The organism is Arthrobacter sp. CJ23, assembly GCF_024741795.1.
Lineage (GTDB): Bacteria > Actinomycetota > Actinomycetes > Actinomycetales > Micrococcaceae > Arthrobacter.
Genome location: NZ_CP102950.1, coordinates 3450052 through 3465159, shown reverse-complemented (window position 1 = coordinate 3465159; position 15108 = coordinate 3450052). Strand labels below are relative to the sequence as shown.

The following is a 15108-nucleotide window of genomic DNA, read 5'->3' as shown; positions in this document are numbered from 1 at the left end:
CCGCGGCACTGCCAACAATCCAAGCAACGTCAGCGTGGTGTCCCCGCCCAGGCCGGGACACCACGCAAGCTACAGAAAGAACACGACATGTCCAGCATCGAATCCGTCGCCGAGGCCACGGCATTTCACCCAGCGTCGACCAGCAGCTGGTGGAAATCGGCCGTCGTCTACCAGATTTATCCCCGAAGCTTCGCGGATTCCAACGGCGACGGAATCGGAGACCTCAAAGGCATCACTGCAAGGCTGGACCATCTGCAGCTGCTTGGAGTCGATGTCATCTGGTTGTCGCCCATCTACCAGTCACCGCAGGCCGACAACGGCTACGACATCAGCGACTACCGGGCCATAGACCCGGCATTCGGCACGATGGAAGACTTCGAGGAGCTGCTATCAGCCGTCCATGACCGTGGAATGAAGCTGGTCATGGATCTGGTGGTCAACCACACATCCGACGAACACCCCTGGTTCAAGGAGTCACGCTCCTCCAAGGACAACCCGAAACGAGACTGGTACTGGTGGCGCCCTGCACGCAACGGAACCACCCCTGGCCAGCCAGGATCCGAACCAACGAACTGGCAATCATTCTTCTCAGGACCCACCTGGAGCTGGGACGAGACAAGCCAGGAATACTACCTGCACCTCTTTGACCGGAAACAACCCGACCTGAACTGGGAGAACCCCGAAGTCCGGCGCGCCGTCTACGACATGATGTCCTGGTGGCTCGACCGCGGCGTTGACGGCTTCCGCATGGACGTCATCAACTTCATCTCCAAAGACGTCGCCCTCCCGGACGGCAAGAAGAACGGGGACACCTACGGCGACGGGTTCCCATACTTCGCCAGCGGACCCCGCATTCACGAATTCCTTCAGGAAATGCACCAGGAAGTATTCGACGGACGGACCGGAGAATACCTCACCGTTGGCGAAATGCCGGGCGTCACCTGGCAGGACGCCATCCTCTTCACAGACCCGGCCCGGCGAGAAGTGGACATGGTGTTCCAATTCGAACACGTCTCCCTTGACCATGGGACCAACAAATTCGACGTCCAGCCCTTCGACGCGAAAAAACTCAAAGCATCCCTCAGCCAATGGCAGACCCAGCTCGGGCAAAGAGGCTGGAACAGCCTGTACCTGAACAACCACGACCAGCCCCGCGCCGTGTCCCGCTTCGGCGACGACCTTGACCACTGGGAGCGATCCGCCAAGGCCCTGGCAACCATGCTGCACCTGCAGCGCGGAACCCCCTATATCTATCAGGGAGAAGAGCTGGGAATGACAAACTACCCCTTCACCTCGATAGACCAGTTCCGGGACCTCGAATCGATCAACCACTACCGGGAAGCCTGCCAGAACGGAGCTGACCCGTCAGCTGTCTTGGCCTCACTGCGCAGCATGAGCCGCGACAACGCCCGAACACCCATGCAATGGGATGCCACGGCCAACGCCGGATTCACCACGGGTACGCCCTGGCTCGCAGTCAACCCCAACCACGGGCGGGTCAACGCTGAAAGGCAGTATTCCGATGCCGATTCCGTCTTCAACTACTTCCAGAAGCTGATCCGTGTCAGGCACAGCCTGCCCGTCGTTGCGTACGGAGATTTCACACCGCTGCTCGAAGACCATTCCCATGTCTACGCCTACACCCGCGCGTATCAAAACGACCAGCTTCTCGTCCTATCCAACCTCTCCGGCCAGAACCAGCAGGTTGTTGTCGGCACGGAATGGAAGGACGCAACACTGATACTTGGCAACTACCAGGAAGCCAGCAATGCGACAAAGGAACTCCGCCCCTGGGAGACCCGTGTCTACTCGCTGGAAACGTCTCTCTAAGACAGCTTCCGTCCAAGGCACCGACCTCAACAGGGAAGCAATTATGCGACAACAAATCGTTGCCGACATCATCGTCACGAACCCAACCCAACGGGACATTGAATTGAACATGGCCGTACAGATGGCTGCAGAATGTGCGGCGGAGGACAAACGCCAAGGGATCCTGGTCACGCGCCACGACTTTTCGAGATTTACGGTGGCGCTCACACCGGATGTTCCGTTCGGTCTCATCCGTGAACGCGATCTTGCGGCCACGTAGTCCATCGCTGTCGCTTGCGCCTAAGAAGGAGTGAGCGGAGCCGGCCTCGCGTGCGGCTATTCGGAGAAAAACTACTTGGAGGTCCGCCAGTAGCGGGCTAAGTCCTTCTCGATGATCCGCCGGTCTCTCCACCGTCCCAATAGGGCGCTAACCGCAATCGGCACCGTACTGGATCCAGAACACCCTGAAGGTCGCCGCCGGGGTGCGTTTGACGATGCCCAGCTCTTCGCGGACGATGCGCAGTCGTCAGCCAAGGTGGTGGGCTACAGGGCAAGACCCCGCAGATTCTTCTGCGGGGTCTTTTTTGTCGTCGCCTGCTGCCAGAATGTGGGCATGCCGAAAATTGCGATCATCGGAGGCCACGGCAAGGTGGCCATGCTTCTGTCCAGGATCCTCAGCGATGAAGGACACTCCGTCACCTCGTTCGTCCGGAATCCCCAGCATGTGCCGGATGTCACTGCCACCGGCGCAGCCCCGGTGGTCCTGGACGTTGAAAACTCGACGACGACGGAGATCGCCGCTGCGCTCGGCGGCCAGGACGCCGTGGTGTGGAGCGCCGGTGCCGGCGGCGGGAATCCCGCCCGGACGTATGCCGTGGACCGGGACGCCGCCATCCGCTCCATGGACGCCGCGGCGCTGGCCGGCGTCGGGCGGTATGTCATGGTGTCCTATCTGGGCGCGGGACCCGGCCACGGCGTCCCGGAGAGCCACAGCTTCTTCGCCTACGCGGAGGCGAAGGCGGCGGCCGACGAATACCTCCGCGCCACCGGCCTCGACTGGACGGTGCTGGGGCCCGGGACGCTGACCGGGGAGCCGGCAACGGGGCTCATCGAGACGGATCCCGAAAACCCAGGCAACGGCACGCAGACGTCCCGGGCGAATGTGGCCCTTGTGGCCGCGGCCGTCCTGGAACTCCCGGAGACCGTCCACCGGACCATCACCTTCAAGGATGGAACTGTGGACGTGGTGGAGGCACTCACAGCGGAGTGACACCCACCCCGGGATATGTTGGTAGAGCACGTCCCGGGGCCTGTGCCGCGGCGTGGCCACTACGACGTCTGGGGAAAACGGGAACATGGACCAGTTGGCGCTGATTGTTGGATTGCTGCTTGCCACGGTGGTGGCGGTGGGCCTGGGGGACCGGCTCCGGCTGCCGTATCCGGTGTTGATGCTGCTCCTGGCCGCGGCCCTGACGTTCATCCCCGGCTTCCCGGAGTTCGAGATTTCCCCGGAGCTGATACTGCCGATCTTCCTGCCGCCGCTGCTGTTCGCCACGGCGCAGAAGAGTTCCTGGGCCGTGTTCAGGGTCCGCTGGCGCACGCTCCTGCTGATGGCCGTTGCCCTGGTGGTGGTCTCCACGGCGGTGGTGGCCGGTGCCGCTTGGCTCATGATCCCGGGCATCGGGATCCCGGCGGCGATCGCCCTGGGTGCCATGGTGGCCCCGCCGGACCCGGTGGCCGTGGAATCCGTGGCCGGCCGCGTGCACATGCCCCGCCGCCTCATCACCGTGCTCCAGAGCGAGGGCCTGTTCAACGACGCCGCGGCCATCGTCATCTTCCAGGCGGCCGTGGCAGCCACCGTGTCCGGGACGCGCGTGGGCCCGGACGTCATCTTCCAGTTCGTGGTGGGCGCGGCCCTGGCCGTGGTCATCGGCATCGCCATGGGCTGGTTGACCAAGCTCATCAACCGGCTGGTCACGGCCATGGTGGCGCGCAGCGCGGTCACCCTGGTGGTGCCCTTCGCCGCCTACATCCTCGCGGAAGAGCTGCACGCCTCAGGCGTGGTGGCCGTCGTCGTCACGGCGCTGGAACTGCAGCGGCACGCCCGCCCCCAGGACGCCGCCGAGCGCATCACCCGCACGGCCTTCTGGGACGTGGTGGAGTTGCTAGCCACCGGCCTGGCCTTCGGCCTGGTGGGGCTGGAGATCCGCCAGGTCATCCGGGACGAAGGCACCGCGATTTTCGGCATGCTCGGGGTGGCCGTGGTGGTGTGCGTGCTGGTCTTCGTGGTCCGCTTCCTGTGGCTGGGCCTGCTGGCGCTCACGGCGCGCAAGCGCAGGAACCTGCTGCAGCCCACCTCGCCCACGGAAGTGCTGATCCTGACGTGGTGCGGCATGCGCGGCCTGGCCACGCTCGCCCTGGCGCTGGCCCTCCCGGTAACGCTCACGGACGGCAGCGACTTCCCGGCCCGGCACGAAATCCTGGTCATCTCCTGCGCCGTGCTGCTGGCCACCCTGGTCCTCCCGGGCCTGACGCTGCCGTGGCTCATGCGCGTCCTGAAGGCCTCCGAGGACGGCTCCCATGAGAAGGATGCCGCCCGGCTGCTGGCCCGGCGCGCCCAGACCGCCGCCACTTCGGCGCTGAAGGACCACGAGCTGATGAAGGAGCTGCCGGCGGAGAAGGTGGCGCTGGTCAAGGAAAAGATGCGGCGGCTGCACTCCGAGCTGCTGGACGGGTCCCTGAAGAACGAATCCGCGGCGGAGAAGCGGCAGCGCGGCCGGGAGTTGGCCATTGCCGTGCAGACCATCGCGCTGGACGCCGCCCGCCGCGAGGTCCTGGACGCGCGCAGCGAGCCGGGAATGGACCCTGAGGTGGCGGACCGGGTGCTGCGGCAGCTGGACCTGCGCACCATGTCCATGCCGGACTAGAAAACTCCATGCCGGACCAGAAAACGGCCCCGTGCATCAGCTGCTGGCTCGAGCCTCTGATCGTGCGTGCCAGATATCCAGCGCGTGGTCCTTGGCCAGCAATCCTGCGGCGGTCACCGCACCTTGTACAACCACGTCGGCTCCGAGTTCAGAGACCATGATGTCCGGCGCCGGGAGGTGGAGGTCGTCCGGAAGGGCGCGGCGGGCTGCTTCCACTATCGAACTCACACCCGCCGAGACCGCGCCGCAGATGATGACCCGCTGCGGATCGTACATGCTTCCGAGCACGCTCACCACCCGGGCGAGCATGGCTCCGACGCGCGCCACGACGCGTCCGGCGTCGGGGTCGCCCTGCGCGGCCAGCTCCAACACGGCGCGGCCGTCAAGGGACTCGGGCGGCACCTGGGCCATGGCGCCGTTCGGATCGACGGCCCCGGCGGCGATCGCGTCGCGGGCCCATTCAGCGGCGCGGTGCCCAAGACCGTGCGCGGCTCCGACTCCGACGACGTGGTCGAAGGCGATCATTTCCCCCACGCCGCCGTGGGCGCCGCGGAGGAGGCGGCCATCGACCACCACGCCCGAGCCCAGACGGGCGCCTGCCAGGAGGGCAACGTAATCGTTGCACCCTGCGGCAGCACCCGATTTTCCCTCGGCGACCGCCGCCAGCGATGCGTCGTTGTCCACCCTGACGAGAGGCGCCCATTCGGCAAGAAGATCAACCAGATCCGGATTCATGCGCCCCCAGAAGCCATCCGGATGAACCGGCGACCGCCCGTGACGGTCCACCGGAGCCGGCACCCCGGCGCAGATGGCGAGGACCTCGCTGCGGGACCGGCCCGCCTGGCTGAGCGCGGCACCGACCGCCGCGTCGATCTGGCTTCGCCGTTCTTCGGCGGAGTCGTGCTCGGGGTCGAGAGCCTGCCGAAGCTGTGAGAGCTCGGTGCCGCCGAAGTCCGCGACTTTGACTGCGAGGTGTTCGCGACCGGCGTCCACGCCCACCACGACGCCCGCTGTGCTTCGCAGGCAAAACCGGCGCGATGGCCGCCCTGTTCGGTACTTCCCGGCAACTCGGGCGTTCGGGAGTTCCTTCAGCAGGCCGATCTCCACCAGTGCGTCGAGGGCCTCGATCGTGGTTGAGCGGGTGAGGCCCACATTCTCCAGGGCCTCGCCGGCGGTGAACTCGCCGGCGTCCCAGGCATAGGCAAGGACGGTGTCACGGCTCGATGGGCGCCCAGCGACATCAGGAGCGTATTTCGACACGGGTATTGCCCTTTCTCCGGCTCTCATGCCAATATTACTCATCGAGAGTTTATTCGGAGCGAAAATTTACTCGACATATAAACGCGGCTGTCGAGGCCGCATGACGAAGGGACAAGGGAGTCTGTGAAACTAACGCACGCCATGCGCACTGCAGCGATGGGTCTCGGTCTGGTCCTGCTCGCCGGTCTCCTCTCGGGCTGCACAGTGGACTCGGGCAGGGAGACCATCCGGTTCACGTTCAGCAAGCGGGAGGCCATCGGTTTCATGACGAAGCTCGTCGCCGACTACAACGCCTCGCAGGACAAGACCACGGTTGTCATGGACACCTCAGGGGTCGACGTTGTCTCCGCGAGTTTCGTTCGCGGCAACCCGCCCGACATCGCACTGGCGAACTACAACATGGAAACCTCCCGGTTCGTGCAGCGCGGTGCCCTGAGTGACCTGTCGGGAACCGATGCCGCCGGCCGTGTCCGTCCGGACCTGAAGCCGCTGATGGAGCAGTACGGGTCATATCCTGGCCGAACCAGCGCCTTGCCGTATTCGATCATGGCGTCCTCCGTGATCTACAACAAGGAGATCTTCGACGCGCACGGCATCGAGGTACCGAAGACCTGGAGTGAGTTGATCGCGGCGTGTGACAAGCTGCAGGCCGCCGGCGTGGCACCGTTCTACGCCACGTGGAAGGACGACTGGACGATCGGCCAAGGGTGGTTCGACTACTCGGTAGGTGGTCAGCTCGACACCATCGATTTCTTCAAGAAGCTCACCGAGGAAGGCACGAAGGTCGGGCCGGACTCGGCTGTGTCCTTCCAGAAGGACTTCGAAGAGCCTGTCGGGAAGATGCTGAAGCTCGCAGGCACCTATGTCAACAAGGATGCCTCGAGCCGAGGCTACGCTGACGGCAACCTCGCGTTTGCGCAAGGCAAGGCCGCCATGTACCTGCAGGGCCCTTGGGCGTTCGGCGAGATTGCCAAGACGTCTCCCGACCTCAAGCTTGGAACCTTTCCGTTGCCGATGACCGATGATTCCAACGACTTGCGCGTACGCGTCAACGTCGATCTCGCGGCGTGGATTCCGGAGGCATCCAAGCACAAGGACGCCGCGCACGACTTCCTTGAGTACCTGTACCGGCCGGAAATCATCGACGCCTACAACGCGTCGCAGTTGGGTTTCACCCCGACGGCGGACGCCTCAGGTGCCACGGACCCCCGGGTCCAGGGGATGGTTGAGTACTACCACAAGGGCCAGGTCTACCAAGGTCCCTCGGTGCTGGTGCCCCGCACGATCCCGATCTTCAACTACACGCAGGCGGTCGTGTTCGGCGCTGATCCTGCATCCACCCTTCGCACACTCGACGCGGACTGGGCTCGGCTGGCGTTCCGCCAGTAGAGCAGAAGAAGGAGCCAGACACATGTCCACCACCACATCGATCAGACCAGGAAGGGATCGCCAGGTGCGTCGCAGCAAGCGGCGGGTCGAACCGATCTACTACCTGTTCCTGCTGCCCAGTCTCGTGCTGTTCACTCTTGCAATCACGATTCCCGGCATCATCGGCATCTTCTTCAGCTTCACCGATTCAATCGGGATCGGTGACTGGGAGTTCAACGGCCTGACCAACTACATTGCGATCTTCAGCGATCCCGCGATTCTGCAGAGCTACTTGTTCACCTTCGGATTCTCGATCGTCACCGTGCTTGTGGTGAACGTGATCGCATTCCTCCTCGCAATCGGACTCAACTCGCGCATCCGGATGAAGACGGGCCTGCGGGCAGTCTTTGTCATTCCAATGGTGGTCTCCGGCATCATCATCGCGTACGTCTTCAATTTCCTCTTCTCGAACTCTCTGCCCGCGGCAGGCGCGGCCGCCGGCATCCCGTGGCTGGAGACAAGCCTGCTGGCCAACCCCAACCTCGCGTGGATCGCAATCGTGATTGTCACGGCCTGGCAGGCGGTGCCCGGGGCGCTGCTTATCTACATCGCAGGTCTCCTCTCGATTCCCGCCGACGTGTATGAGGCCGCGGAGATCGATGGTGCAGGCAAGTTCCAGCAACTCCTGAAGATCACAGCGCCCCTTGTAGCCGGCTATGTAGTCATCAACATCATTCTCGGCTTCAAAGGGTTCCTCAACGCGTACGACATCATCGTCGGCCTGACAGCCGGCGGCCCGGGAACGTCAACGCGAAGCATCTCAATGACGGTCATCTCAGGCTTCAACGGCGGCGACTACGCCTACCAGATGGCCAACGCGACCATCTTCTTCGTCGTCGCAATCCTCATCTCTCTCCTGCAGCTTTCGCTGACTCGCGGACGGAACGCACTCTGATGACCCAACAATCCACCCTCGCCGCCGAAGACCTCTCCACCCCCTCGACCGTCACCGCCGGACGCGGGCGACGACCGTCGAAATCGAAGATGGAGCGGGTGAACTGGTCCGGCACCACCATCCTTATCCTGTGTTCGGTCACTGTGCTCCTTCCGCTGTACGTCACGCTCTCCATGGCCTTCAAGACCCAAGGACAAGCGGTCGACGGCAACGCCTTCTCGTTCCCCGCACCATTCAGCATCGACGGTTTCGTGCAGGCCTGGACGCTGACGAACTTCCCCGTCGGCGCCGCCATGTCACTGCTGGTGACCGCCGGGACCGTCGTCGCGACAATCGTTCTGGCCGCATTCGCTTCCTACGCGATCGTGCGCAACTGGGAACGCCGGCTCTTCCGCTACTCGTTCTTCTACCTGCTCGCCGCCATGTTCATCCCGTTCCCGGTCGTAGCGCTGCCGCAAATCCAACTCACCGGTCGCTTGGGCCTGGACAACCCTATGGGCGTGATTCTGCTCGCCACGATGTTCCAGCTGAGCTTCAGTGTGCTGCTGTTCACGGCATTCCTGCGCTCGATCCCCATGGAGCTGGAAGAGAGCGCCCGTATCGACGGCGCGACGACCTGGCAGACGTTCTGGAAGCTGATCTTCCCGCTGCTGGCCCCCATGAGTGCAACAGTCGGCATCTTCGCGTTCCTCTATGCCTGGAATGACTTCATGATGCCTTCGCTCATCATCTCCGACCCGGCACTGCAGACCCTTCCGGTACGGCAAAACCTGTTCCAGACGCAATTCAGCAACAACTACCACGTGTCCTTCGCGTCCTACCTGATGGCAATGTCACCGGCCATCGTCGCCTATCTGTTTACGCAGCGCTGGGTCATGGAAGGCGTCACGCAGGGCGCCGTCAAGGGCTGATCCGGAACATCCGGCATCCGGGCAACACAATAACCATCCGAACTCCCACTCGAGAAAGAAGCATCTTCTTGTCCACCACCGCCCACCTGGCACACCCCACCGACTCCGAGCGCATGGCCGATCCCAACTGGTGGCGCCAGGCCGCGGTCTACCAGATCTACCCGCGCAGCTTCTCCGACTCCAACGGCGACGGCCTGGGCGACATCAAGGGCATCACCGCCAAGGTCCCGTACCTGAAGGAACTGGGGATCGACGCCGCCTGGCTGAGCCCCTTCTACCCGTCAGCCCTCGCTGACGGCGGCTACGACGTGGACGATTACCGTAACGTGGACCCGAAACTCGGAACCCTTGAGGACTTCGACGAGATGGTGGCTGCCCTGCACGCCGCGGGCATCAAATTGGTGGCCGACATCGTCCCGAACCACTCCTCGGACCGGCACGAATGGTTCAAGGAAGCCCTCGCCTCGCCGAAGGGCTCGGCCGCCCGTGAACGCTACATCTTCCGCGACGGCAAGGGCGCCAACGGCGAACTGCCGCCGGCCGACTGGGAATCCGTGTTCGGTGGCCCGGCCTGGGAGCGCATCACCGAGCCGGACGGCACACCGGGCCAGTGGTACATGCACATCTTCGCCAAGGAACAGCCCGACTTCAACTGGGCCAACCCGGAGGTCCGCGAGGACTTCCTGAAGACCCTGCGCTTCTGGTCCGACCGCGGCGTGGACGGCTTTCGCATCGACGTGGCCCACGCGCTGACCAAGGACCTGTCCGAGCCGCTGCCGAGCACGGCCGAGCTTGAGGCGAAGAGCGCCGGCGGCGACGGCTTCGTCGACGGCTCCCACCCGTTCTGGGACCGCAACGAGGTCCACGAGGTCTACGCCGAGTGGCGCAAGCTCTTCAACGAGTACAACCCGCCGCGCACCGCGGTGGCCGAGGCCTGGGTCCATGAGAGCCGCCGCGCCCGCTACGCGAGCCCCGAAGGGCTGGGCCAGGCGTTCAACTTCGACCTCCTGCAGGCCGACTTCGAGGCATCCAAGTTCAAGAAGATCATCACTGACAACCTCGTGGCCGCCAAGGACACGGGGGCATCCTCCACCTGGGTGTTCTCCAACCACGATGTGGTCCGCCATGCCACGCGCTACGGACTGCCCAAGGGCAGCGGCACGGCCGCCCAGGGGACCAACGCCGCCCAGGACGTCACCGCGAAGGAACCCAAGGGCCAGGACGGCAAGGCATGGCTGCTGGCCGGCGCCCCGGCCGAGGAGCTCGACATCGAGCTCGGCCTGCGCCGCGCCCGGGCCGCATCGCTGCTGATGTTCGCCCTGCCCGGTTCCGCCTACCTGTACCAGGGCGAGGAACTGGGGCTGCAGGAGGTTGCCGCGATCCCCGACGCCGAGCGCCAGGACCCGTCCTTCTTCCGCAACCCGGGCGTGGAGATCGGCCGTGACGGCTGCCGCGTGCCGCTGCCCTGGACCACGCACGGCGCCTCCTACGGCTTCGGCGAGGGCAAGGCGCACCTGCCGCAGCCGGAATGGTTTGCAGGTTATTCCGTTGAGGCCCAGGACGGCGTGGACGGCTCCACCCTGGAGCTGTACCGCAAGGCCCTGGAGCTGCGCTCGGAACTGCAGGCCGCCGAGGAACTGGAATGGCTCCCCACCGCCAGCGCGGACGTGCTGCACTTCGCCCGCCCCAACGGCTGGCAGTCGGTGACCAACTTCGGCACCAAGGCCGTGGCACTCCCGCAAGGAACCGTCGTCGAGAGCAGCGGCCCGCTTGAGGCCGGCAGGCTGCCGGCCAACACCACGGCCTGGCTGCTCGGCTGACCCTTCCCTACGAGACAACAAAGCGTGGCGGCGCCCTTGACGGGGCGCCGCCACCGGCGTGTCCGGCGTCATGCAGTGACTCGGACGGCATCAAGTGAAAGAGTTCAACAATGACTGCACACAGCGAACACGCGTCCGGCCGCCTCATCTACGGGTGCATGGGCCTCGGCGGCCCCTGGGGCACCGACGGTTACGGCGCGGCCGAGGTCGACGAGGCCGCTGCCGCCATTGATGCAGCCCGGGCCATCGGCATCGCCTTGTTCGACCACGCCGACATCTACCGCGGCGGCAAGTCCGAGGCCGCCTTCGGCGAGGTCCTGGCCAGCACGCCCGGCCTCCGGGATGCCATCCAGCTGCAGACCAAGTGCGGGATCCGGCTCGGTGAACGGGGCCTGGCCACGCACTACGATCTGAGCCGGCACGGCATCCTGGAGCGGGTGAACGGCAGCCTGCAAAGGCTCCGCACGGACTACGTGGACATCCTGATGCTGCACCGCCCGGATCCGCTCTTGGACGTGCGCGAGGTGGCGGGCGCCGTCGGGCAGCTGATCGCGGAAGGCAAGGTGCGGCAGCTGGGCGTGTCCAACATGTCCGGAGCCCAGATCGGCTACCTGCAGGACCACCTTGGCGTGCCGATCGTGGCCAACCAGCTGGAAATGAGCCTGTTCCGCCGCGCCTGGCTGGAAAGCACCGTGCTGGTCAACCACGACGACGGCCTCGCCCACAGCTTCCCGCACGGGACGCTGGAGCACTGTCAGCGGGACGGGATCGAACTGCAGGCCTACGGTTCGCTGGCCCAGGGCCGGTACTCCGGCTCGCCGTCGGACAGCCCGACGGCGGCCGACACCGCCACCGCTGCCATGGTCGCCGCGCTGGCGGCGGAGAAGGGCGCCACGGCCGAGGCGGTGCTGCTGGGCTGGCTCATGAAGCACCCGGCGCGCATTTCCCCGGTGATCGGCACCTCCAACCCGGGACGGATCGCGGCGTGCGCGGACGCCGAGGCCGTGGCCTCGGCCATGACCCGTGCCGAGTGGTACGGGCTGTGGATCGCGGCGCGCGGCGGCGACCTCCCCTAAGCGCCGTTTAACCCAACTGGGTCGCATTTGTTGTCGTTATGAACGCTGAAAACGACAACAAATGCGACCCAGATGGGAAACGGGAGCTGCTACAACAACACATGTGTGCTAAATCCGCCCGCTACGCGGCTGCCGCAGCCGGCGCCGGGACCGTTGGGGAGTACGTGGTCGAATCGCCCTTGAGCGCCTGGCTCGGCTTGCCGTCCACGCCCACGGGGATGTCGCCGGCGATGGTCACGCGGTTGAGCTTGCGCGGCTGGCCGTCGTAGTTGTCCGGGGCGTAGTGCTGGGTGATGCGGTTGTCGAAGAGCACCAGCTGGTTGGGCTCCCAGTTCACGCGCACCACGTTCTCGGGACGGGTCACATAGGCCTGCAGCAGCCGGATGATGTCCTTCGATTCCGTGTTGGACAGGCCCACGATCCTGAGCCGTTGCGCGAAGCCCCCAATGAACAATCCGCGCTCTCCGGTCAGGGGGTGGACCCGCACCACGGGGTGGGCGGTTTCGAACTTCAGCCGGGTGAATTCCTGCCGGCGCTCCTCGGCGTTCTTGTGCTCAAGGTTCTTGGGCACGGAGTAGTCGTAGTCGTTGGTGTGGATGGCCCACAGGGTGTCCGCGAAGTTCCGCAGCTCCTCCGGCAGGTCGGCGTACGCGCCGGCCGAGGACGCAATCAGGGTTTCGCCGCCGTAGGCGGGAAGGTCGATGCTGCGCAGCGTGGAGGCCTGCGGCGGATTGACCACGAACGTGACGTCCGTGTGCCAGTTGTTGGCCGAACCGTTCTCGCTGTCCACGGGCAGGACGTTCTCCTCGCCCTCCACGGACGCCACGGTGGGGTGGGCCTTGGTGAGCGGGCCGAAGTGGCTGGCGAACGCCACCTGGGCTTCGTCGGAGCTGATGTTGGCCTCGCGGAACACCAAGGCCTTGTGCTCGTTCAGGGCGGCCCGGATCTGGGCGACGGTGTCCTCGCTGAGCTCTCCGCTGAGGTCGAAGCCGCGGATTTCGGCGCCGATGCGGGAGCCGAGCTTGGCGAATTCGAGCTTGGTTTCGGTAGTGACGGACATTGTTCTTTCCTTACTGTTGTGATGGTTGCGGCGGGCGCCGCGGGGAAACCGGGGAAAGCCGGGGAACCGGGGAAAGCAGTGCTCAGGCGGCGTCGGCCCCGACGGCGGTCCGCCAGCGGGAGAAGTGCCGTTCCAGGGCGACCAGCAGGAAGTTCACGGCCAGGCCCAGCAGCGAGACCGTGAGGATGCCGGCGTACATGTCCGGGATCAGGAAGCTGCTCTGCGCGTTGACGATCAGGTAGCCGAGCCCGGCCTTGGCCCCCACCATTTCCGCGGCGACGAGCACCAGGATGGACGCGGTTCCGGCCATCCGGATGCCCGTGAAGATGGTGGGCACCGCCGAGGGCAGGATGACCTTCTGGAAGAGCCGGAAGCTGTTCAGGCCCAGGGATCGGGCTGCCCGGATGAGCAGCGGGTCCACGGTCTTCACACCGGCGATCGTGTTGAGCAGCACGGGGAAGAACGCCGCATAGGCCACGATGCTGATCTTGGATTCCTCCCCGATGCCCAGCAGCAGCGTGAACACGGGAAGCAGGGCCAGCGCCGCGGTGTTGCGGAACAGTTCCAGCAGCGGGTTGAGCACGGCGTTCAGCCGCCCGTACCAGGCAATGAGCAGGCCCAGGGAGACGCCGGCCGCCAGCGCCGCGCCGAAGCCGGTCACCGAGCGGGTGAGGCTCGCCGCGATGTGCCCCTGGATGGACCCGGTTTCGAAGAGCCTGCCCCACGCCGCGAGCACCTCATGCAGCGGCGGAAGGAAGACCCGCGTGGACGGGCTCGCCAGGTACGTCGGCCCCAGCTCCCAGAGCGCCAGGAAGGCCAGGATGGCAGCGGACTTCCACACGAGGGAACCCGCGCGGGCGGCGGCGGTCCCCGCGGCGGCAAGCACCGCCGTCGTGCGCTGCTGTGCGGGCCGGCCGGCCGGAGCGGAGGGCCCGACGGCGGCCGCCGCCGGGGGTGCGGCCGGTGCCTGGGGCTCGCGGATCAGTGTTGCGCTCATCAGGCGGCGCTCCTTTCGGGAAGGGATTCATGGGTGGCGGAGGACGGTTCGTCCGGGGCGGTGCCGTCCGGGAGGATCTTGCGGTGCCCGGCGTCCTGGGCCAGCCGGACCTCGTCGTGCAGCAGCGTCCACACCTTGTGGCGCTGCTCCACGAAGGCGGGGTGCGAGCGGATGTCGTCCGCGCCATCCCGGTCCGGGATGTCAACCTCCACGATTTCCTTGAGCCGGCCGGGACGGGCACTGAGCACTGCCACGCGCTGGCCCAGGTACACGGCCTCGTCGATGCCGTGGGTGATAAACACGACGGTCTTGCCTGTGGCCTTCCAGATCCGCAGCAGCTCGTCCTGCAGCTGTTCGCGGGTCTGGGCGTCGAGGGCCGCGAACGGCTCGTCCATCAGGAGGACATCCGGCTCATAGGCGAGGCTCCGTGCAATGGCCACGCGCTGCTTCATACCGCCGGACAACTCATGCGGGTAACGGTCCTCGAAACCGGCCAGGCCCACCAGCTCCAGGTACTCCCGGGCCTTCGCCGCGCGCTCGCGGCGGTTCAGCTTCCTGCCGTCCGCGCCCTTGCCTTCCAGCCCGATCGACACATTGGCGGAGGCCGTGCGCCAAGGGAAGAGCGCGTACTGCTGGAACACCACGGCCCGGTCCTTGCCCGGCCCGGTGACGGGCTTGCCGTCCACCAGGACCTCGCCCGACGTCGGGCTGGAGAGTCCCGCGAGCAGGTCCAGGAGGGTGGTCTTGCCGGAGCCGCTGGGTCCCACCAGGGTGAGGAACTCGCCGTCGCGCACGTCCAGGCTGAGCGACTCGATGGCGGTGAGGGTCGTGCTTGCGGTGGTCCCGGAGCGGGTCCCGGAACCCTTCCCGGGCCGGACGGTGAACTGTTTGCTCACGCCGCGGAGGCTGATCTTGGCGGTCATGG

Annotated in this window: 13 protein-coding genes; 9 read left to right on the top strand and 4 right to left on the bottom strand. The window is 65.6% G+C overall.

From position 1 onward, the window contains the following. Window positions 1-87: 87 nt before the first annotated feature. The 4 genes from NVV90_RS15590 (at window position 88) to NVV90_RS15575 (ending at window position 4736) form a co-directional block, all read left to right on the top strand. Complete coding sequence (locus tag NVV90_RS15590) at window positions 88-1830, top strand: alpha-glucosidase (RefSeq protein ID WP_258438159.1); 1743 nt, start codon at window positions 88-90, stop codon at window positions 1828-1830. A gap of 43 nt (window positions 1831-1873) precedes the next feature. Next, entirely contained in the window at window positions 1874-2089 is a 216-nt protein-coding gene (locus NVV90_RS15585) for a hypothetical protein (protein WP_258438158.1), read from the top strand. A gap of 333 nt (window positions 2090-2422) precedes the next feature. Continuing rightward, the gene (locus NVV90_RS15580) at window positions 2423-3079 is read left to right on the top strand and encodes an SDR family oxidoreductase (protein WP_258438157.1); all 657 of its coding nucleotides are present in this window, start codon (window positions 2423-2425) and stop codon (window positions 3077-3079) included. 85 nt (window positions 3080-3164) lie between these two features. Then, window positions 3165-4736, top strand: coding sequence for a Na+/H+ antiporter (locus NVV90_RS15575; protein ID WP_258438156.1), 1572 nt, complete (start codon window positions 3165-3167; stop codon window positions 4734-4736). Between the two features lie 36 nt (window positions 4737-4772). On the opposite strand, the gene NVV90_RS15570 is transcribed toward NVV90_RS15575, so the two are convergent. Beyond that, the gene (locus NVV90_RS15570) at window positions 4773-5996 is read right to left on the bottom strand and encodes an ROK family transcriptional regulator (RefSeq protein WP_258438155.1); all 1224 of its coding nucleotides are present in this window, start codon (window positions 5994-5996) and stop codon (window positions 4773-4775) included. Window positions 5997-6137: 141 nt separating this feature from the next. Here NVV90_RS15570 and NVV90_RS15565 point away from each other — a divergent pair, with 141 nt between their 5' ends. The 5 genes from NVV90_RS15565 (at window position 6138) to NVV90_RS15545 (ending at window position 12126) form a co-directional block, all read left to right on the top strand. Then, the gene (locus tag NVV90_RS15565; protein WP_258438154.1) at window positions 6138-7385 is read left to right on the top strand and encodes an ABC transporter substrate-binding protein; all 1248 of its coding nucleotides are present in this window, start codon (window positions 6138-6140) and stop codon (window positions 7383-7385) included. A gap of 22 nt (window positions 7386-7407) precedes the next feature. Further along, the gene (locus NVV90_RS15560; RefSeq protein WP_258438153.1) at window positions 7408-8319 is read left to right on the top strand and encodes a carbohydrate ABC transporter permease; all 912 of its coding nucleotides are present in this window, start codon (window positions 7408-7410) and stop codon (window positions 8317-8319) included. Continuing rightward, a complete protein-coding gene (locus NVV90_RS15555; protein ID WP_258438152.1) occupies window positions 8319-9230 on the top strand; it encodes a carbohydrate ABC transporter permease in 912 nt (303 codons plus the stop codon). Before NVV90_RS15560 ends, NVV90_RS15555 begins: the two co-directional genes overlap by 1 nt. A gap of 68 nt (window positions 9231-9298) precedes the next feature. Beyond that, complete coding sequence (locus NVV90_RS15550; protein WP_258438151.1) at window positions 9299-11050, top strand: glycoside hydrolase family 13 protein; 1752 nt, start codon at window positions 9299-9301, stop codon at window positions 11048-11050. Window positions 11051-11160: 110 nt separating this feature from the next. After that, the gene (locus NVV90_RS15545; RefSeq protein WP_258438150.1) at window positions 11161-12126 is read left to right on the top strand and encodes an aldo/keto reductase family oxidoreductase; all 966 of its coding nucleotides are present in this window, start codon (window positions 11161-11163) and stop codon (window positions 12124-12126) included. A gap of 121 nt (window positions 12127-12247) precedes the next feature. Here the strand turns inward: NVV90_RS15545 and NVV90_RS15540 are convergent, their stop codons facing one another. From NVV90_RS15540 to NVV90_RS15530, 3 genes are all read right to left on the bottom strand, one after another. Further along, window positions 12248-13186, bottom strand: coding sequence for a TauD/TfdA family dioxygenase (locus NVV90_RS15540; RefSeq protein WP_258438149.1), 939 nt, complete (start codon window positions 13184-13186; stop codon window positions 12248-12250). An 82-nt stretch (window positions 13187-13268) separates the two neighbouring features. Further along, window positions 13269-14183, bottom strand: coding sequence for an ABC transporter permease (locus NVV90_RS15535; protein ID WP_258438148.1), 915 nt, complete (start codon window positions 14181-14183; stop codon window positions 13269-13271). Then, entirely contained in the window at window positions 14183-15106 is a 924-nt protein-coding gene (locus tag NVV90_RS15530) for an ABC transporter ATP-binding protein (RefSeq protein WP_258438147.1), read from the bottom strand. Before NVV90_RS15530 ends, NVV90_RS15535 begins: the two co-directional genes overlap by 1 nt. Window positions 15107-15108 lie beyond the last annotated feature (2 nt).

Bases quoted from the DNA above. Each gene is read 5' to 3' on its own strand.
- NVV90_RS15590 (WP_258438159.1), top strand. From the start codon at position 88: ATGTCCAGCATCGAATCCGTCGCCGAGGCCACGGCATTTCACCCAGCG.
- NVV90_RS15585 (WP_258438158.1), top strand. From the start codon at position 1,874: ATGCGACAACAAATCGTTGCCGACATCATCGTCACGAACCCAACCCAA.
- NVV90_RS15580 (WP_258438157.1), top strand. From the start codon at position 2,423: ATGCCGAAAATTGCGATCATCGGAGGCCACGGCAAGGTGGCCATGCTT.
- NVV90_RS15575 (WP_258438156.1), top strand. From the start codon at position 3,165: ATGGACCAGTTGGCGCTGATTGTTGGATTGCTGCTTGCCACGGTGGTG.
- NVV90_RS15565 (WP_258438154.1), top strand. From the start codon at position 6,138: ATGCGCACTGCAGCGATGGGTCTCGGTCTGGTCCTGCTCGCCGGTCTC.
- NVV90_RS15560 (WP_258438153.1), top strand. From the start codon at position 7,408: ATGTCCACCACCACATCGATCAGACCAGGAAGGGATCGCCAGGTGCGT.
- NVV90_RS15555 (WP_258438152.1), top strand. From the start codon at position 8,319: ATGACCCAACAATCCACCCTCGCCGCCGAAGACCTCTCCACCCCCTCG.
- NVV90_RS15545 (WP_258438150.1), top strand. From the start codon at position 11,161: ATGACTGCACACAGCGAACACGCGTCCGGCCGCCTCATCTACGGGTGC.
- NVV90_RS15540 (WP_258438149.1), bottom strand. From the start codon at position 13,186: ATGTCCGTCACTACCGAAACCAAGCTCGAATTCGCCAAGCTCGGCTCC.
- NVV90_RS15535 (WP_258438148.1), bottom strand. From the start codon at position 14,183: ATGAGCGCAACACTGATCCGCGAGCCCCAGGCACCGGCCGCACCCCCG.
- NVV90_RS15530 (WP_258438147.1), bottom strand. From the start codon at position 15,106: ATGACCGCCAAGATCAGCCTCCGCGGCGTGAGCAAACAGTTCACCGTC.